General features: G+C 59.2%; 14 protein-coding genes and 2 pseudogenes. 4 read left to right on the top strand and 12 right to left on the bottom strand.

Annotated features, from left to right (window positions below; genetic code table 11):
* Nucleotides 1-32: 32 nt before the first annotated feature.
* From ACYZT5_RS23400 to ACYZT5_RS23365, 8 genes are all read right to left on the bottom strand, one after another.
* A complete protein-coding gene (locus ACYZT5_RS23400; RefSeq protein ID WP_462047596.1) occupies nucleotides 33-1391 on the bottom strand; it encodes an LLM class flavin-dependent oxidoreductase in 1359 nt (452 codons plus the stop codon).
* A complete protein-coding gene (locus ACYZT5_RS23395) occupies nucleotides 1391-2584 on the bottom strand; it encodes an SfnB family sulfur acquisition oxidoreductase (protein WP_462047595.1) in 1194 nt (397 codons plus the stop codon). Before ACYZT5_RS23395 ends, ACYZT5_RS23400 begins: the two co-directional genes overlap by 1 nt.
* A gap of 38 nt (nucleotides 2585-2622) precedes the next feature.
* Nucleotides 2623-3864 carry an SfnB family sulfur acquisition oxidoreductase gene (locus ACYZT5_RS23390; protein ID WP_462047594.1) on the bottom strand — a complete coding sequence of 414 codons (1242 nt, stop codon included), beginning with the start codon at nucleotides 3862-3864 and terminating at the stop codon, nucleotides 2623-2625.
* A 281-nt stretch (nucleotides 3865-4145) separates the two neighbouring features.
* The gene (locus tag ACYZT5_RS23385; protein WP_462047593.1) at nucleotides 4146-4910 is read right to left on the bottom strand and encodes a hypothetical protein; all 765 of its coding nucleotides are present in this window, start codon (nucleotides 4908-4910) and stop codon (nucleotides 4146-4148) included.
* A gap of 478 nt (nucleotides 4911-5388) precedes the next feature.
* On the bottom strand, nucleotides 5389-6144 hold the full coding sequence (tcyN, locus tag ACYZT5_RS23380) for an L-cystine ABC transporter ATP-binding protein TcyN (protein WP_462047592.1): 756 nt from the start codon (nucleotides 6142-6144) through the stop codon (nucleotides 5389-5391).
* Nucleotides 6145-6148: 4 nt separating this feature from the next.
* Entirely contained in the window at nucleotides 6149-6814 is a 666-nt protein-coding gene (tcyL, locus tag ACYZT5_RS23375; RefSeq protein WP_462047591.1) for a cystine ABC transporter permease, read from the bottom strand.
* Nucleotides 6814-7614 (bottom strand): cystine ABC transporter substrate-binding protein, encoded by an 801-nt coding sequence (gene tcyJ / locus ACYZT5_RS23370; protein WP_462047590.1) that lies wholly within the window; start codon nucleotides 7612-7614, stop codon nucleotides 6814-6816. The genes tcyL and tcyJ overlap by 1 nt, the downstream gene beginning before the upstream one ends.
* Before the next feature lie 311 nt (nucleotides 7615-7925).
* Nucleotides 7926-8918 carry a D-cysteine desulfhydrase gene (locus ACYZT5_RS23365; protein ID WP_462047589.1) on the bottom strand — a complete coding sequence of 331 codons (993 nt, stop codon included), beginning with the start codon at nucleotides 8916-8918 and terminating at the stop codon, nucleotides 7926-7928.
* 192 nt (nucleotides 8919-9110) lie between these two features.
* On the opposite strand from ACYZT5_RS23365, the gene epsC reads away from it, so the two are divergent.
* Nucleotides 9111-10037 (top strand): serine O-acetyltransferase EpsC, encoded by a 927-nt coding sequence (epsC, locus tag ACYZT5_RS23360; protein WP_046045486.1) that lies wholly within the window; start codon nucleotides 9111-9113, stop codon nucleotides 10035-10037.
* 397 nt (nucleotides 10038-10434) lie between these two features.
* On the top strand, nucleotides 10435-12390 hold the full coding sequence (gene betT, locus ACYZT5_RS23355; protein ID WP_462052300.1) for a choline transporter BetT: 1956 nt from the start codon (nucleotides 10435-10437) through the stop codon (nucleotides 12388-12390).
* Between the two features lie 27 nt (nucleotides 12391-12417).
* Here the strand turns inward: betT and ACYZT5_RS23350 are convergent, their stop codons facing one another.
* From ACYZT5_RS23350 to ACYZT5_RS23340, 3 genes and pseudogenes are all read right to left on the bottom strand, one after another.
* Complete coding sequence (locus ACYZT5_RS23350) at nucleotides 12418-12678, bottom strand: hypothetical protein (protein ID WP_462047588.1); 261 nt, start codon at nucleotides 12676-12678, stop codon at nucleotides 12418-12420.
* A gap of 119 nt (nucleotides 12679-12797) precedes the next feature.
* Entirely contained in the window at nucleotides 12798-14159 is a 1362-nt protein-coding gene (locus tag ACYZT5_RS23345; RefSeq protein ID WP_462047587.1) for an IS4 family transposase, read from the bottom strand.
* A gap of 132 nt (nucleotides 14160-14291) precedes the next feature.
* Nucleotides 14292-14699, bottom strand: a pseudogene (locus ACYZT5_RS23340) (SDR family oxidoreductase); the annotation flags it as partial.
* On the opposite strand from ACYZT5_RS23340, the pseudogene ACYZT5_RS23335 reads away from it, so the two are divergent.
* Nucleotides 14700-14891, top strand: a pseudogene (locus tag ACYZT5_RS23335) (LysR substrate-binding domain-containing protein); the annotation flags it as partial.
* 251 nt (nucleotides 14892-15142) lie between these two features.
* Nucleotides 15143-16180 carry an L-glyceraldehyde 3-phosphate reductase gene (gene mgrA, locus ACYZT5_RS23330; RefSeq protein ID WP_462047586.1) on the top strand — a complete coding sequence of 346 codons (1038 nt, stop codon included), beginning with the start codon at nucleotides 15143-15145 and terminating at the stop codon, nucleotides 16178-16180.
* Nucleotides 16181-16294: 114 nt separating this feature from the next.
* Here mgrA and tauD read toward each other — a convergent pair whose 3' ends face one another.
* The gene (gene tauD, locus ACYZT5_RS23325) at nucleotides 16295-17137 is read right to left on the bottom strand and encodes a taurine dioxygenase (protein WP_462047584.1); all 843 of its coding nucleotides are present in this window, start codon (nucleotides 17135-17137) and stop codon (nucleotides 16295-16297) included.
* Between the last annotated feature and the right edge of the window lie 105 nt (nucleotides 17138-17242).

Raw genomic sequence — 17242 nt, 5'->3', positions numbered from 1 at the left:
ACCTGTAGGAGCGAGGCTTGCCCGCGAAGCTTTTAACGGCGAAACGCAGAACCCGTGTGTTGCTCAGGCAAATGCGCTTCACCGTGAAACAGTTTTTCCCGCAGGCTGCCTGTGTCGTAAGCAGTCTTGTACGACCCTCGACGCTGTAACTCGGGAATCACCAGTTCAATGAAGTCCACGTAACTTTCCGGCGTGACAATCCGCGTCAGGTTGAAACCATCCAGCCCGGTTTCTGCGATCCACGATTCCAGCTCATCGGCCACTTGTTCAGGCGAACCGACCACGGTGATGTAGCGTCCTCCGAGGGCGTGTTGCTCCAGCAATTTGCGGCGGGTCCAGTCGTTGTTTTGCAGGTTCTTGGTGGCGGACTGGATCGCGTTGCTCTTCACGTACTGGATCGGTTCGTCGATGGCGTATTCGGAGAAATCGATCCCGGTGGACGCCGAGAAATGCGCCACGCCGGCCTCGGCACTGGCGTAGCTCAGGTACTCGGCATGCTTGGCCCAGGCCGCCTCTTCGGTTTCGCCGACGATTACGTTCAGCCCCATGAACACCTTGATGTGCTCGGGGTTGCGCCCGGCCTCGACGGCACTGGCGCGCACCTTGTCCACCTGAACTTTGGTCGATGGCTTGTTCTGGCCGCTGATGAACACACACTCGGCATGTCGCCCGGCGAACAGCAAACCGCGATCCGAACTGCCAGCCTGGAACAGCACCGGCGTGCGCTGCGGCGAGGGTTCGCAGAGGTGATAACCCTCGACCTGATAGAACTCGCCCTTGTGCTCGACCTTGTGCACTTTCTCGGGCTGCGCGAAGATCCGCTGCTGCGGATCGTTAAGCACCGCGCCGTTTTCCCAACTGCCTTCCCAGAGCTTGTAGAGCACTTGCAGGTATTCATCGGCCTGATCGTAACGACGGTCGTGTTCCACCTGTTCGCTCAAGCCCATGGCCTTGGCGGCGCTGTCGAGGTAGCCGGTGACGATATTCCAGCCAACCCGGCCGCGACTCAGGTGATCGAGCGTGGACATGCGACGGGCGAACAGATACGGCGGTTCGTAGGTGAGGTTGGCAGTGAGTCCGAAGCCGAGGTTTTTGGTGACCGCAGCCATCGCCGAAACCAGCAGAAGTGGGTCGTTGACCGGCAGCTGAATTGACTCTTTCAGCGGCACATCCACTGAGTTTTGGTAGACGTCGTAAACCCCGACGATGTCAGCGATGAACAGGCCGTCGAACAGTCCGCGCTCCAGCAGTTGCGCCAGTTCGGTCCAGTATTCGATCGTTTTGTACTGAGTGGAGTTGTCCCGTGGATGCGTCCACAGACCATGGTTGATGTGCCCGATGCAGTTCATGTTGAACGCGTTGAGCAGGATCTTCTTTTTGGCATCGACCATCAGATGGTCCCCCGCAGTGGCGGGTTTTCATCGTTGAGGTAGTAATTGCCGACCGCGTGATACTTCCAGCGCACAGGGTCGTGCAGCGTGTGTACCCGAGCGTTGCGCCAGTGGCGATCCAGACCATGTTCGATCAGGGTTGCCTGGCTGCCGGCCAGTTCGAACAGCGTGCTGCCAGCGGCGAGGGAAATCTCGGTGCTGATGGCACGGGCTTCGGCGACGGCAATTGAGGCAGCGGCAACGGTCTCGGCGTTGGTCTTGGCCTGAGCCTTGTCGAGGAATTCGCCCGAGCGTTCCAGCAAGGCTTCGGCGGCGTGCAAACGAATGCTCAAGTGACCGAAGCTCTTGATGGTCAGCGGGTCTTCGGTGGCTTTGTCGTTGCCGGAATCGATCCACGGCCGGGTTTTGGTCCGCACAAAATGCAGTGCATCTTCGTAAGCAGCGCGGGCGATGCCGGTGTCGATGGCGGCGTGAAGAATCTGCGCCAGCGGGCCGACGGTGGTCGGGCGCTCGAATGCGCTTTGAAACGGGATCACGTCTTCGGCGGCGACATAGACATCTTCAAACACCACCGAACCGCTGCCGGTGGTGCGCTGGCCGAAGCCGCTCCAGTCGTCGATCACCGTCAGGCCTTTGCTGTTGCGCGGAACGAACGCCAGTTGCTGCACGCCGTTTTCATCCACCACCGAAGTCGGGATGCGCTGGGCATAAATCGCGCCCGTGGCGTAGAACTTGCGGCCGTTGATGCGATAGCCGTCACCGTCGCGGCTCAGGCTGGTGACGCGGTCGTGGGCGGTTTTGGTGCCGAGTTCCGCGAGGGCATTGCCGAAGCGTTGGCCTGCCAGCACTTCCGCGTACAAGCGTTTTTTCTGCTCTTCGCTGCCATTCACACGCAACACTTCGAGCGCGTAGAAATGGTTCTGCGGGATCTGGCCGAGGGAGCCGTCAGCCTGGGCGATCAGCGCGATCACCTTGGCCAGGGTGACGTTGGAAACCCCGGCGCCGCCGTATGCTTTTGGCACGCTGATGCCCCAGAGCCCCGAGCGGGAAAACACGTCCAGTTCCGGGTGCGGCAAACGGCGTTCACGGTCGCGCAGGGCGCTGTCGCGTTTGAAATCTTCGGCCAGGTCACTGGCGACGATCAGGGCTTGCTCATCGCTGGTTATGACCGCGACGTGGTGAGAAAGAGTCATGTGTTTCTCCAGAGATCTGGTCAAAAGTGTTCTGGTCGTTAAATCCAGGAGTGCCGGGCGGGCAATGTGCCGTTCAAGTGGTAAGTCCCGACCGCGTGATACTTCCAGCGCACCGGGTCGTGCAGCGTGTGCACGCGGGCGTTGCGCCAGTGACGGTCGAGGTTGAATTCGGCGAGGGTGGCGCGGCTGCCGGCCAGTTCGAAAAGCTTTTCGCTGGCCAGCAGCGAGATCTCGGTGGTCAGCACTTTGGCTTCGGCCACGGCAATCGAGGCGCGGGCGGCAGACTCGGCGGTGAGCGGCGCGGCGTTGACCTGATCGAGCACTTGCCCGGCCTTGCGCAGCAGCGCTTCGGCCGCGTGCAGTTCGATTTTCAGTTTGCCAATGTCGGCGATCACATACAGGTCGTCGCTGGCCCGTTCGACCTTGGCGTCGATCCACGGCCGTGCACGGGTTTTCACGAACGCGATGGCGTCGTCGATGGCGCCCCGGGCGATGCCGGCGTCAATGGCCGCTTGAATCAGCTGCGACACGGCACCCTGAATATTCGGGTTGTCATTGATCTTCCAGTTATCCACCACCAGCTCGGCGTCGACCTGCACGTTGTTGAGCAAAATGGTGCCGATGGCGGTGGTGCGCTGGCCGAAGCCCGACCAGTCATCCACGATGCGCAGGCCTGGTGTACCGCGGCGGACGAAGGCCAGCACTTGTTTGCCGTCGTCGTTCAGCGCCTTGACGGCGACCCAGTGGGCGAACAGGGCGCCGGTGGAATAGAACTTCTGCCCGTTGAGGACGAAGCCGTCGCCGCTGGCGGTGATTCGCGCCTTGAGTTCAAGTGTGTTTTTGGTGCCGCGCTCAGGTCCTGCGTTACCGATCCGCCAGCCGTCGAGCACGCTTTTGAACAGCTGTTTTTTTTGCGATTCGGTGGCGCTGCCGAGCACCAGATTGAGAATGCCGAACTGGTTCTGCGGGATCTGTCCCAATGCCGGGTCGGCCGCGGAAATGATCGCGAATACTTCGGCAAGGGTGACGAATGAAACCTGCGGTCCACCGTACTCACGCGGGATGGCAATGCTGCCCAAACCGCTGCGGGTGAATTGTTCGATTTCCGACCACGGCAGCTTGCGCTGCTGGTCGCGTTTGGCTGCTTGCAGACGGGCGACTTGCGCCAGCTCATGGGCAGCCTTGATGGCTTGTGCGTCGTTGCGCAAGACCTGCGCGGGCAACAACAGCGGGGCGATGTCCAGATCACTCTGGACGATTGCATCTGCCAGACTGGACATCAGTGCCGCTCCTTGGCTGCACGCAATGCCCTGGCGATCTGCACTGGGGTGATTGTGTTCCGGACCATACCTACCTCACATCTCAAGGAAACGCCGCGAGGGGTTGCGACGAACGAAAACAAGAATGTCCGGTGGTCCGGTGTATATACCCTAAACGCGTGTAAATAATTAATAAACCAACTTTTGGGAATATGCATAGAAGGGTGTCTGTCTGCACAGCAACACTTGTTTATGTAGCAACAGCCGAAGCCTGGGTTAGCTCGGATGTTGCTGCATGAGCCTCAACGTTTACGGGTTTCAGCTGCCTTGAGCTCTTCTTTCAACGGCACCTTCAGATAAGGATTGGCACACCCTATCTTCAACATCCGCGGTGGTGCCCAACGGGAGTTGTTACCCACCCGGTCGAGGATGCAGTAAGTCACTTCCAGCCGCAGGTCTTCGCCGGCTTCGAGAATGATCGCCGGCGGTACCCAGACCTGGATCGGCTGGCCGACATCGCCTGCCTTGAGTCGTGGCAGATCCATACGCACATCGCCCCAGCGCAGAGTGATTTCGTCGTCGGCGGCCATGTTCAGGTAAGGCTCGATGGTCAGCGGAACCCCGCGCTTGATCTGGTTCGGATTGACCCCCTGACGGCGAATGGTCTCGGGGATGTTCACCGGTTCCAGACTCTGGTTTTCATCGCCGCACAGCGCAGACGGTTGGCCACCGGGGCAGTCGAGTTTGATCTGCACCCGTCTGGCGGCTGACAGGGTTGGCCCTTGCCCGATCTGCATGATCCGGTAGTGAACGCGCGAGGTGCCATTGGCGATAAAGCTCTCGGGCACACGCAGTTGGACCGGTTGGCCGACATCGTTGGCCGTAAGCACCCTGGAGGCCACGTAGCAGTTATCCCAGAACAGTTCGATCAGGTCGCCTTCGTCCATGCCGGGGTAGGGCGCCACGTCGATCAGCAGGTGAGCCGCCGAGGTGATGTTGATGCAGGTCTTGTGAGATTGCGCCAGGGTCGGGGCCGCAAGTTCGGGTTTGTTCGAAGTGCTTGTCATGGGGTTTCTCCTTGAAGCCTGCAGCGAAGTCCGTTTCTGAAAGTTCGAAAGGCGTGAATTGCCGAGCAACAAAATTGTTCACTGTTTGCCAATTAAATAGTGAATGAGTTCGAGATTCGACGCCTGTTGGAGACTAGATAAGAGTGCGCTTGAATAGGTGTCAATAGAGCTGGCTAGTTAAGTTTTGGATCTAGTGTTATTCAGAAAAATCCTACGCGTTGAAGTTAATAAGCTGCACCGCTCTGTCGAACTTGACCGCGACTTCCTGGGCTTTTAGTGCGTTGTAGGCGGTGGGGTCAGCCCGGTGGGAAGGCTGGTTTTGACGGATTTTAGGCGAGATTATTCTGTTGCAGGACATATATATGTACCGCACGTAGCGTTGAGTAGATATCTATTGTTCGGAAGGGCCGAGAGATTTTATTAGCGGGGGTAGTTGTCACTTCCATCCATGGAAGTTGACAAGTAGTGAGGCGACGTCTCAGTGGTGAGCGTTATTCAAGAACTTACTGAGGAACTGTTTAGTCCGTTCTTCTTTCGGATTGGCAAACAGCGCCTTGGCTTCGCCTTGCTCGACGATCACACCCTTGTCGAAAAACACCACGCGGTTCGCCACGTCCCGGGCAAAACCCATTTCGTGGGTGACGATGACCATGGTGCGCTTCTCCTCGGCCAGGCTGCGGATGGTCGCCAGCACTTCACCTACCAACTCTGGGTCGAGTGCTGAGGTCGGTTCATCAAACAGGATGACTTCCGGTTCCATCGCCAGTGCACGGGCAATCGCCACACGCTGTTGCTGACCACCGGAAAGGCGTCGCGGGTAAGCGTCTTCCTTGCCCGCCAGGCCAACCCTGGCCAACAGCTTTTTGCCCAAGGCAACGGCTTCGGCATGTGGGATTTTTTTCACCACGATCGGGCCTTCGATGACATTTTCGAGGGCGGTGCGATGAGGAAACAGGTTGAAGTTCTGGAACACGAAACCTACGTGCTGGCGTAACCGTCGCACCAAGCCTTGCTGCTGGTTCAGCGGACGACTGCCATCGATCTCGATGTCACCGACCATGATCCGGCCGCTGGTGGGTTCCTCCAGAAAATTCAGGCAACGCAGGAACGTGGTCTTGCCCGAGCCACTCGGCCCGATGATTGCGACCACCTCGCCTTCCTTCACTTGCAGATCGATGCCGTTGAGCACCACTTGACCCTTGAACTGCTTTGTCAGTTTTTCCACGACAATCATTGGGTCAGGACTCCAGGTCGTGCCGATTGACCCGTGCTTCCAACTGGTTCTGCAGGTGCGAAAGCATCGTGGCCAGAATCCAGTAGATCAGCGCGGCGGCAAGGTACATGGTGAAAATTTCAAAGGTTCGGGCGGTAATCAGTTGCGCCTGACGGAACAGTTCCGGCACCTGAATGGTGGCCGCCAGCGCGGTGTCCTTGACCAGCGAAATGAAGCTGTTGCCCAGCGGTGGCAGAGCCGTGCGCATCGCTTGCGGCAGGATGGCCCGGCGCAGGGTCTGCGCGCGGGTCATGCCGATACTCGCGGCGGCTTCCCACTGGCCACGCTCGATGGAGCTGATCGCGGCACGCAGGATTTCGCAGGCGTAGGCAGCCATGTTCAGCGAGAAGCCGATCAGGGCTGCTGGCAGCGGATCAAGTTCGATGCCCAATTGCGGCAAGCCGTAATAGATCACGAACAATTGCACCAGCAACGGCGTGCCGCGAAAGAACGACACGTAGATGCGGGCAAGCCAGCTCACCAGTTTGAAGCGCGACAGGCGCATCAACGCCAGGCCGAAGCCCATCACCAGGCCGAAGAACATCCCGCCCAGGCTGAGGATAACCGTGTAGTACGCGCCCTTCAGCAGGAAGGGCGCGGAGTCCAGCGCGAGTTGGAAAGCTTCTTCCATTATTTAGTGACGTCAGCGCTGAAGTATTTTTCCGAAAGCTTTTTCAGCGTACCGTCGGCGCGCAGCTTGTCGATGGCCTTGTTTACCGCAGCCAGCAGCTCAGGCTCGCCTTTGCGCAGGGCAATGCCGGCTTCCTGGCGGGAGAACGCTTCGCCGGCGGCGGAGGTGTCCTTGGCCTTCTTGGCGTATTCCAGCGCGGCGAGGCGGTCGATCAGAATGGCGTCGGTGCGGCCGTTACGCAGGTCTGCGAACTTGCTCGGATCATCTTCATAGGTGCGCACGTCAGCGGTCGGCACGTTGGCTTTCACCCATTGCTCGTAGTTGGTGCCCAGGCCTACACCGACTTTCTTGCCACCCAAATCGGCGGCAGTCTTGATGTTCAGCTCCGCAGCCTTCTTGGTCAGCACCAGCGCCTGAATCCCGGAAACGGTGTACGGCTCGGAGAAGTCATACTTCTTCTTGCGCTCTTCGGAGATCGTTACCTGGTTGATCACCGCGTCCAGACGCTTGGATTCCAGCGCTGCGAGGATGCCGTCCCATTTAGTCGGTTGCAGTTTGACCTTCACGCCCAGCTCTTTGGCCAGGGCTTCGGAGAACTCGACTTCGAAGCCAGCCAGCTTGCCGTCGGCGTCGACGAAACTGAACGGTGGGTAAGTGCCTTCCAGGCCGACGTTGATCACGCCAGCGTCTTTGATTTTTTGCAGCTGCTCACCGGCAACTGCTTGCCCCAACAGGCCGGCGCTGAGTGCCAGCCCCAGCGAGCCCACCAGCAGATTTCGACGTAGTGCGGAAAAATTCATGACAAGCCCCTGTGTTTTCTTATGGAAGACGCTTTAGGAAAGTTGGCAAATTCGGGATTTGAACGACTGCGATATCCTGCCCTAAAGCAGCGTATGCGTCTCGCTGCAAATTCGCCTGCGGCGCGACTATATGACGGTGCCGTTAGATAGGAAAATACTAAATATGCAGTTTGTTATTCTTTTATTGAATATAAGGTCGGAGATCTAGATCGTTCCCACGCTCTGCGTGGGAATGCCTCTAGGGACGCTCCGCGTCCAGTGACGCGGAGCGTCACGGGCTGCATTCCCACGCAGAGCATGGGAACGATCGCTTATAAAAAGTCTTTATAGGCAAACAGTGCCGGCGCCCCACCGGTATGCAGGAAGATGATCGGGCCATCATTGAAGCGCTGGCGGCCGATGCCATCGAGCAAACCCGCCATCGCCTTGCCGGTGTAAACCGGGTCCAGCAGCAAACCTTCCTGACTCGCCACCAGCTTCACGGCTGCCAACGTCCCGGCATTCGGCTCGCCGTAGCGCGGGCCGAAATACTCGTCCCACAACTCAACCTTGAAACTCGCCGGCAGGCTCACACCCAACAACTCTGCAGTGCGCTCGGCGAGGCCCTGGACTTTCGGTCGCTGATCTTCATCGCTACGTGAAACCGTGACGCCAATCACTGGCAAATCCGGCAGAGCCTCACTCAACGCCAGCGCCAGACCGCTGTGGGTCCCGGCGCTGCCCGAGGCCAGAACCACGGCGGCGAATGTCAGCCCGGTGTCCTTGATCTGCTCAGCCAGCTCCAGCCCGGCGCGCACATAACCCAAAGCACCCAGCGCATTGGAACCACCAATCGGTACCAGATACGGCTTCTTGCCGTTGTTGCGTAGACGGTCGGCCAAGGCCTGCAATTGCTCGTCGGCGTTGTCGAGGTTTTCCACCAACTCAACCTTGGCATCGAACAGGTCCAGCAACAGTCGATTGCCATTGCCGACATAGTTAGCGTCGTCGGTACCCAAGGGGTTTTCCAGCAGCGCTATGCAGCCCAGGCCAAGCTTGGCCGCAATGGCGGCAGTCTGGCGCACATGGTTGGACTGAAGCGCACCCGCGGTGATCAAGGTGTCGGCACCTTGTGCCAGCGCATCGGCCGCCAGGTATTCGAGTTTGCGCAGCTTGTTGCCGCCCATGGCCAGCGGCGTCAGGTCATCGCGTTTGACGTATACATCGCGGCCCAGCCAGGTCGACAAGCGTTCGAGTTTTTCCAGGGCGGTAGGGTGACCGAGCAGGTCGAGACGGTTAAAGCGGGCAAGCTGTTGTTTGATCATGGGGTCCGTACTGGCGGAGGGAGATGACAGGACTATAGGCACGCCTATTTAGCGGGGCAACTGCCAATCGCCTTATGCCCAAAAGTGCTGAGCACAGCACAATCGGTTCTTAATTCGGCTTCCAGACCATGCCGTACAGTAATCGCCGATAACGCGGCCAGACAGTCCGGCCGCCCGTGAGGAGTTTTTACCGTGAGCGAGCGTTCCAGTCATTGGCAACTGCAGACCATCGTCAGTCAACTGCGCACGGCGCGTGACCAGTGGCGCGTACAAAATGGCCGCGCCAGCACCGAACAGGGCGGTCGCGAGTTGCCTTCCCGAGCGGCCATGGCAGAGATTCTCGAAGCCCTCTGTGGCGCGTTGTTCCCGATGCGCCTGGGACCGGTGGATTTGCGCGAGGAGAGTGAAGACTTCTACGTCGGCCACACGCTGGACGTTGCGTTGAACGCGTTGCTGGCCCAGGCGCGACTCGAATTGCGCTACGCCGCTCGCCACAGTGCCCAGGCCGATACTGAGGTCGAGGCCAAGACCATTCAGATCATTCAGGACTTCGCCCTCGCATTGCCGGGGCTGCGCAGTTTGCTCGACACCGACGTGCTGGCGGCCTATCACGGCGATCCGGCGGCTCGCAGCGTCGATGAAGTGCTGCTGTGCTATCCGGGGATTCTGGCGGTGATTCACCATCGCCTGGCCCATCATTTGTACCGCGCCGGATTACCGTTGCTGGCACGGATCAGCGCGGAAATCGCCCACTCGGCCACCGGCATCGACATTCACCCTGGCGCGCAGATTGGCCGTAGTTTCTTCATCGATCACGGGACGGGCGTGGTGATCGGCGAGACGGCCATTATTGGTGAGCGCGTGCGGATTTATCAGGCCGTGACGTTGGGCGCCAAGCGCTTCCCGGCGGATGAAGACGGTCAGTTGCAGAAGGGGCAGCCGCGACATCCGATTGTCGAGGATGACGTGGTGATCTATGCCGGTGCGACGATTCTGGGCCGAATCACCATCGGCAAGGGTTCGACCATTGGCGGTAATGTCTGGCTGACCCGCAGCGTTCCGGCGGGGAGCAACCTGACTCAGGCGAATCTGCAGCATGATGATGGGACGCAGAAGTAGGTCCCCCACCTGATCATTCCCACGCTCCCGCGTGGGAATGCCTCAAGGGACGCTCCGCGTTCCGGGGCCACCGCCGATGCAGTGCCTGGCACCGATGTGACGCAGAGCGTCACGGGCTGCATTCCTACGCAGAGCGTGGGAACGATCATCCTCCAAACCCCACGTCATACCCATCCTTGAGCTAGCGTACGAAACAGACCGCCGAGCCTTGCGATTAGTCCTTAGCGCCCTATCCATGTTTAACTTGAACGCTCATTCAAGTTAAACCGCCGGTTTGCTGCCCGCTCACAACAGGAGGCTTGCCTTTGCCGAGTCCGTTACTGATTGCCCTGTTTCACCCCCTCGAGGTGCACGCTTCATGAGTGCCTCGTCCCTCCCTCCAAGCGGCCAGGTCCGCATGAATCCGCCGGTGTTTTACTTCGCGGCGAGTTTCATTCTGTTGTTCGGCATTGTGGTGATAGCCATGCCGGAGCAGGCCGGTGCCTGGTTGCTGGCGGCGCAAAACTGGGCGGCCAATACGGTCGGCTGGTACTACATGCTCGCGATGACCCTGTATCTGGTCTTCGTGGTGGTCACCGCCTTGTCCGGCTACGGCAAGATCAAGCTCGGTGCCGACCACGACGAGCCCGAGTTCAGTTACCTGTCCTGGGCCGGCATGCTGTTCGCCGCCGGGATCAGCATCACGCTGTTTTTCTTTTGCGTGTCCGAACCTCTGACCCATTTGGCGCAACCGCCGCAAGGCGAGGCCGGCACGGCGGATGCGGCGCGTCAGGCGATGCAGATTCTGTTTCTGCACTGGGGCCTGCACGGCTGGGGCGTGTTCGCCTTCGTCGGCATGGCGCTGGCCTACTTCGCTTATCGACATAACCTGCCACTGGCCCTGCGTTCGGCGCTCTACCCGCTGATCGGCAAGCGCATCAACGGCCCGATCGGCTACGCAGTGGACGGCTTCGGCATCATCGCCACGGTGTTCGGCCTCGGCGCCGACATGGGCTTTGGCGTGTTGCACCTCAACTCGGGTCTGGACTACCTGTTCGGCATCGCTCACACCCACTGGATTCAGGTCGGCCTGATCACACTGATGATGGGCGCGGCGATCATCGTTGCAGTGTCTGGCGTCGATAAAGGCGTGCGGGTGATGTCCGACATCAACATGCTGCTGGCCTGCGCGCTACTGCTGTTCGTGCTGTTCGCCGGCCCCACTCAGCACCTGCTCAACACCCTGATCCAGAACATCGGCGACTACCTCGGCGCGTTGCCGATGAAGAGTTTCGACCTGTACGCCTACGACAAACCCAGTGACTGGCTGGGCGGTTGGACGGTGTTCTACTGGGCCTGGTGGATCGCGTGGTCGCCGTTCGTGGGCCTGTTCATCGCACGGATTTCCCGTGGCCGGACCATTCGCGAATTCGTATTCGGCGTGCTGTTGATTCCGCTCGGTTTCACCCTGGCGTGGATGTCGATCTTCGGTAATAGTGCCATCGATCAAGTCCTCAACCACGGCATGACCGCTCTCGGTATGTCGGCCATCGACAACCCTTCGATGACCCTCTACCTGCTGCTGGAAACCTACCCGTGGAGCAAAACCGTGATCGCGGTGACGGTGTTCATCAGCTTCGTGTTCTTCGTCACCTCGGCCGACTCCGGCACGGTGGTGTTGTCGACGCTGTCCGCCAAGGGCGGCAACCCGGATGAAGACGGGCCGAAATGGCTGCGAGTGTTCTGGGGGGCAATGACGGCGCTGGTGACCAGTGCGCTGCTGTTCTCCGGCAGCATCGATGCATTGAAGTCGGCGGTGGTACTGACCTCGTTGCCGTTTTCGATGATCTTGCTGCTGATGATGTGGGGGCTGCACAAGGCGTTTTATCTGGAGTCGCAGAAGCAGATCGCGCAACTGCATTCCTTGGCACCGGTGTCTGGCTCGAGACGTGGCGGCTGGCGTCAACGCCTGAGTCAGGCCGTGCATTTCCCGTCACGGGATGAGGTCTATCGATTCCTCGACACGACGGTGCGCCCGGCGATTGAAGAAGTCTCGGCGGTGTTCGTCGAGAAGGGCTTGAACGTGATTGCTCAACCCGATCCGGTCAACGACAGCGTCAGTCTGGAAATCGGTCACGGCGAACAGCATCCGTTCATCTATCAAGTGCAAATGCGCGGCTACTTCACGCCGTCCTTTGCCCGTGGCGGCATGGGTTCCAAGGAACTCAACAACCGTCGCTACTACCGGGCTGAAGTGCATTTGAGCGAGGGCAGTCAGGACTACGATCTGGTGGGTTACACCAAGGAGCAAATCATCAACGACATCCTCGATCAGTACGAACGGCACCTGCAGTTTTTGCATTTGGTGCGTTGATCGAGAACCGGTGGCGCCGGGCCCTTTTCAGGTCTCGGCGCTCAACACCATGAACAGCACCATCGCCGCCACCGGCACGCCGAATACGGCGCTGCCGACCACCAGTTCCGTGCTCAGGGGCTGGCCTGCGTTGACCATGCCGACTGCACCGTTGATCAACGTCAGCGCGAACCACAGCACGACAAAGCTGTAGGCCAGGGTCTGGCGGCTGAAACCGATTTTCTCGCCGATGAACAGCATCAGCGCCAGCAGGATCAGGCCGAAGGTGATGATGATCGTGGTGTGCATGGTGTGTTCCGCCCTTCAAATGTGTGTGATCGTTCCCATGCTCTGCGTGGGAATGCCTCAAGGGACGCTCCGCGTCCAGTGACGCGGAGCGTCACGGGCTGCATTCCCACGCAGAGCGCTCATCGTTCTACACAACTCTCGATGAGCGCACGCTGGGCGTCTAATGCGATAACAAACTCACGTATTCGTTGCATCCCTATCCACATGGCCTTGGGGCCGGGAGGTCCGTCATTTTTACGCCCCAAGTAGCCTCCCAGGCTCGTGACCAGTAAAACCATTTCTCCTAAAGAAGGGGGCGCAGTGGGCGGTTGGCACCGTTTGACCACGATATAGGCTGCTTTCCACTCCGAAGCCTCAAACACCATCTCGCAGCTTAGATCGGGACAAGCACGTCCCAGCATCAGGCTGTACAGCACACGCCAGGTCGTGATCAGGTACAAACCAATGCAGGGCAACAACCGTTCCTCGGTCTCCAGCTGCAATCGACTGACCTGACAACCATTCTTCAGCACATTGAAAAACACTTCGATAGACCAGCGTACCCCGTACCACTCAACCACGGTGCTCGCCTGCTCCAGGCTAGTGACCGGCAGACTGGTCAGCAGCAGCCACTCCAGAGGTTCAACACCGTCTATGGCGTTTTCTTCACGGGCCAACACAGCATTGATCGAGACACTGGGCAATTTGTAACCCGACCTGTCGGGGGCACGCAGGGTCACGGTTGCCGCGCGCAAGGTGACATCAGCCAGTCGGGCGGGGCGCTGGGGACGAGCTTTGACTTCAACCTTGAGTGTTCCCAAGGACGGTGCCTGATCCAGTGCCGACCACAACTTCCCGTTGTCAGCCCCCAGCAAGCGCCTGTCTTGAGCCGCCCGCACGATCCATTGGGCCCGGGTGTCTGGACTGAACTCTTGATGATCAACAAACCATTCGTACAGATCGCCCTCAGCATCGGCGAGGTTGACCACCAGGGTCTGCGGTAGCTGCCCCTGAATCGCGCAACTGGTTTGATAACTGTCAATCCAGCGCTGACTCTCTTTCTCATCAATCCCTTTATCTCGGCGCTCATGGCGGGGGCTCGGTTTATCGCGGCTCCACCACTGAGCATCGACGACGCCCAGACAAATACGTTCGGGGGTAAAGGCAATGGTTGGGTGCAGACGTCGAGAAAACTTCTTCTGCGCCTTGATCGTGCCCATTCCTTTGGGACCGAGATTGACCCATTTGTCCATCTCGGTCGTGTCTTGCGCCAACAGCACCACGGGACTGCTTTGCATCCGTTGCAGGGTCGCGTCCTGATGGGGCCGCAACACCTTCTGGAACGTGACTTTCTCATTATCAAGAAATCGATAAGCCGCCGTGGTTTCTGCCAGCCCTCGACAAGCGGTCGGGATGCTGTTGCCGGGATGATCGGCTAGGCGTCCTAAAAAGCTGGCGAGCCTGGCATTTAAACGGCCATCACCCAAGTCGGCGGTTTTCATTTCGTCCTGTGCCCAATTCAATCTTCGTTCTCCATTTCTTCGAGTTTCAAAAATACTTGAAAACAGAGTTATGTAGAACGATGAGCGCAGAGCGTGGGAACGATCAAGACTGCGGTATCAGTGTGGGCCTAGTTAAACCAGCCCGCCATTAACCCGCAAAATCTGCCCGTTGACCCAGGCCGAATCCGGGCCGACCAAAAAGGACACGACGCGGGAGATGTCTTCTGGCTGAGCCAGACGTTCCAGCGGTGGCATCTTGGCGAAGGCCTGGATCTGCTCTTCGAACTTGCCGTGCAGGAACAGATCGGTGGTGACCGGGCCTGGCGCGACGGCATTGACGGTGATGTTGCGACCGCGCATTTCCTTGGCGAACACCTGGGTCAAGGACTCCACAGCCGCCTTGCTGGCGATGTACACCGCATAGCCCGGCAGGTTCATGCCGACGGTGCTGCTGGAGAAGTTGACGATCCGCCCGCAAGCGTTCAGGCGCGTCGCCGCTTCACGCAGTGTGTTGAAGGTGCCGCGAGCGTGGGTGTTGAAGGTGGCTTGATCCTGTGTCCGCATTACCGAACGGAGACACAGATTGCCCAAGGCCTGGTGCAAGAAATCCTCATCGACACGCCGCCACCGCCGATGCCGGTTTCAGTGCTGTATCCCCACAACCGACACATGTCGCCACGGGTTCGGGTGTTTGTGGATTGGTTGGGGGAAGTGTTTGCGGATGCTCATTAACTGCCGGCCAACCGATTGCTGATCGTTCCCACGCTCCGCGTGGGAATGCATCCCGTGACGCTCCGCGTCACTTCCAGAAGCGGAACGCGGAGCGTCCCTGGCGGCATTCCCACGCAGAGCATGGGAACGATCATCTGTGAAACGTTTCAGCATTTTCTCGTGTCCGAGGTTTATCGGCGTTTGTCTGGGCGTATGCTGGGCAACTTGCGAAGCAGTCGATACCAAATTCAAGACAGACAAGAGAGGATTCGATGACCTACACCGCTGCCGAAAACCGCTATGACTCCATCCCTTACCGCCGCGTGGGGCGCAGCGGGCTGGTGCTGCCAGCACTGTCGCTGGGCCTGTGGCACAACTTTGGAGACAGCACGCCGATCGACACTCAGCGTTCATTGCTGCGTACCGCGTTTGATCTCGGCATCAACCATTTCGACCTGGCCAACAACTACGGCCCGCCGTATGGCAGCGCCGAGATCAATTTCGGTCGTTTGCTGCGCGAAGACTTCAAGCAGTATCGCGACGAGCTGATTATCTCGAGCAAGGCCGGTTGGGACATGTGGGCCGGCCCTTATGGTCAGGGCGGCGGTTCGCGCAAATACGTGCTGGCCAGCCTTGATCAGAGCCTGCAACGCCTGGGTCTGGACTACGTGGACATCTTCTACTCCCACCGCTTCGACCCGGACACGCCGCTGGAAGAAACCGCCAGCGCACTGGCCTCCGCCGTTCAACAGGGCAAGGCTCTGTACATCGGCATCTCGTCCTACTCGGGAGTTAAAACCCGTGAAATGGCTGCGTTGCTGAAAGAGTGGAAAGTCCCGTTGCTGATTCACCAACCGGCTTACAACCTGCTCAATCGATGGGTGGAAAAAGACCTGCTGGATACGACGGACGAACTCGGTACGGGCGTGATTGCGTTCACGCCGCTGGCTCAGGGTTTGTTGACTGACAAGTACCTCAACGGTGTGCCGGCGGATGCGCGGGTCAATCGTCCGGGCGGTGGTTCGTTGCAGACATCGCACCTGTCCGAAGCCAACATCGCTCATGTGCGTGCGCTGAATGAGATCGCCAAGCGTCGTGGCCAGAGTTTGGCGCAGCTGGCATTGGCCTGGACGTTGCGCGATCCGCGCGTGACTTCGGCATTGATCGGTGCGAGCCGTCCGGAGCAGATTATCGAGAACGTCGGGGCGTTGAAGAATTTGAGCTTTAGCGCGGAGGAATTGGCGGAGATTGACCGGTTTGCCCAGGAGGGCGGGGTTAATCTTTGGGAGAAACCTTCGACGGCTGAGTAATCGAGCACTGATCGTTCCCACGCTCCGCGTGGGAATGCCTCAAGGGACGCTCCGCGTCCAGTGACGCGGAGCGTCACGGGCTGCATTACCACGCAGAGCGTGGGAACGATCGGGTTACCGAAAAAACGGCACATCCCCCAACACCGTCGCCCGCTGCATCACCCGCCGCGCCGGCCGGTAATCATCCACGGCGTAATGCTGTGTCACGCGGTTATCCCAGAACGCCACGTCGTCCTTCTGCCAACGCCAGCGAATCGTAAATTCCGGCCGAGTCGCGTGTGCAAACAAAAACTTCAGAATCACCTCGCTTTCGGTCTCCGACAGCTCATTGATTTTCGACGTGAAGCCTTCATTGACGAACAACGACCGGCGCCCGCTCACCGGGTGCGTGCGGATCACCGGGTGTGACAGCGGTGGATTTTTGCGGCGCGCTTCTTCCCATTGGGCCAACGCTTCAGGCGTGTTGCCATAACGCTCCAGCGGAAACGAGCGAGTAAAGTCGTGGGTAGCCGTCAGCCCTTCGAGCAAGTTTTTCATCGGTGCGGACAACGCTTCATACGCCGCGATGCCGCTGGCCCACAGTGTGTCGCCACCGAACTCCGGCAGCAGCTTGGCGCTGAGTATTGCGCCCATGGCCGGGGTCGGCAGGAAGGTCACGTCGGTGTGCCAGATGGCGTTGTCGCGCACGTCGGTGACAGCGGTGTCGAGGATCAGCACTTCGGGCTGTTCCGGCACATTCGGGTAGATCGGGTGAATGTGCAGGTCGCCGAAATTGGCGGCGAATCGCGCTTGTTGCTGTGGCTCGATTGGCTGGTCGCGGAAGAACAGCACCTGATGCTTGAGCAACGCCTGCTCGATGGCGTCGCGCTGTTCCAGGTTCAGCGGTTGGCTGATGTCGACGCCGCTGATTTGCGCGCCGAGGGCCGAGCTAAGGGGGACGATTGTCAGGATGCTCATGGTCTTTCTCTTCAATCCGGGGCGCCGACTGTGGGAGCGAGCCTGCTCGCGAAAGCGATTCATCAGTCAAAGCAATGTTGCCTGACACACTGCATTCGCGAGCAG

The sequence above is a fragment of the Pseudomonas sp. LB3P14 genome, assembly GCF_054898045.1.
This window is presented reverse-complemented; position numbering and strand designations above follow the sequence as displayed.

Excerpts from the sequence above, each read along its gene's own strand:
- ACYZT5_RS23400 (WP_462047596.1), bottom strand. The coding sequence starts at position 1,391 with ATGGTCGATGCCAAAAAGAAGATCCTGCTCAACGCGTTCAACATGAAC.
- ACYZT5_RS23395 (WP_462047595.1), bottom strand. The coding sequence starts at position 2,584 with ATGACTCTTTCTCACCACGTCGCGGTCATAACCAGCGATGAGCAAGCC.
- ACYZT5_RS23390 (WP_462047594.1), bottom strand. The coding sequence starts at position 3,864 with ATGTCCAGTCTGGCAGATGCAATCGTCCAGAGTGATCTGGACATCGCC.
- ACYZT5_RS23385 (WP_462047593.1), bottom strand. The coding sequence starts at position 4,910 with ATGACAAGCACTTCGAACAAACCCGAACTTGCGGCCCCGACCCTGGCG.
- tcyN (WP_462047592.1), bottom strand. The coding sequence starts at position 6,144 with ATGATTGTCGTGGAAAAACTGACAAAGCAGTTCAAGGGTCAAGTGGTG.
- tcyL (WP_462047591.1), bottom strand. The coding sequence starts at position 6,814 with ATGGAAGAAGCTTTCCAACTCGCGCTGGACTCCGCGCCCTTCCTGCTG.
- tcyJ (WP_462047590.1), bottom strand. The coding sequence starts at position 7,614 with ATGAATTTTTCCGCACTACGTCGAAATCTGCTGGTGGGCTCGCTGGGG.
- ACYZT5_RS23365 (WP_462047589.1), bottom strand. The coding sequence starts at position 8,918 with ATGATCAAACAACAGCTTGCCCGCTTTAACCGTCTCGACCTGCTCGGT.
- betT (WP_462052300.1), top strand. The coding sequence starts at position 10,435 with ATGAATCCGCCGGTGTTTTACTTCGCGGCGAGTTTCATTCTGTTGTTC.
- ACYZT5_RS23350 (WP_462047588.1), bottom strand. The coding sequence starts at position 12,678 with ATGCACACCACGATCATCATCACCTTCGGCCTGATCCTGCTGGCGCTG.
- ACYZT5_RS23345 (WP_462047587.1), bottom strand. The coding sequence starts at position 14,159 with ATGAAAACCGCCGACTTGGGTGATGGCCGTTTAAATGCCAGGCTCGCC.
- mgrA (WP_462047586.1), top strand. The coding sequence starts at position 15,143 with ATGACCTACACCGCTGCCGAAAACCGCTATGACTCCATCCCTTACCGC.
- tauD (WP_462047584.1), bottom strand. The coding sequence starts at position 17,137 with ATGAGCATCCTGACAATCGTCCCCCTTAGCTCGGCCCTCGGCGCGCAA.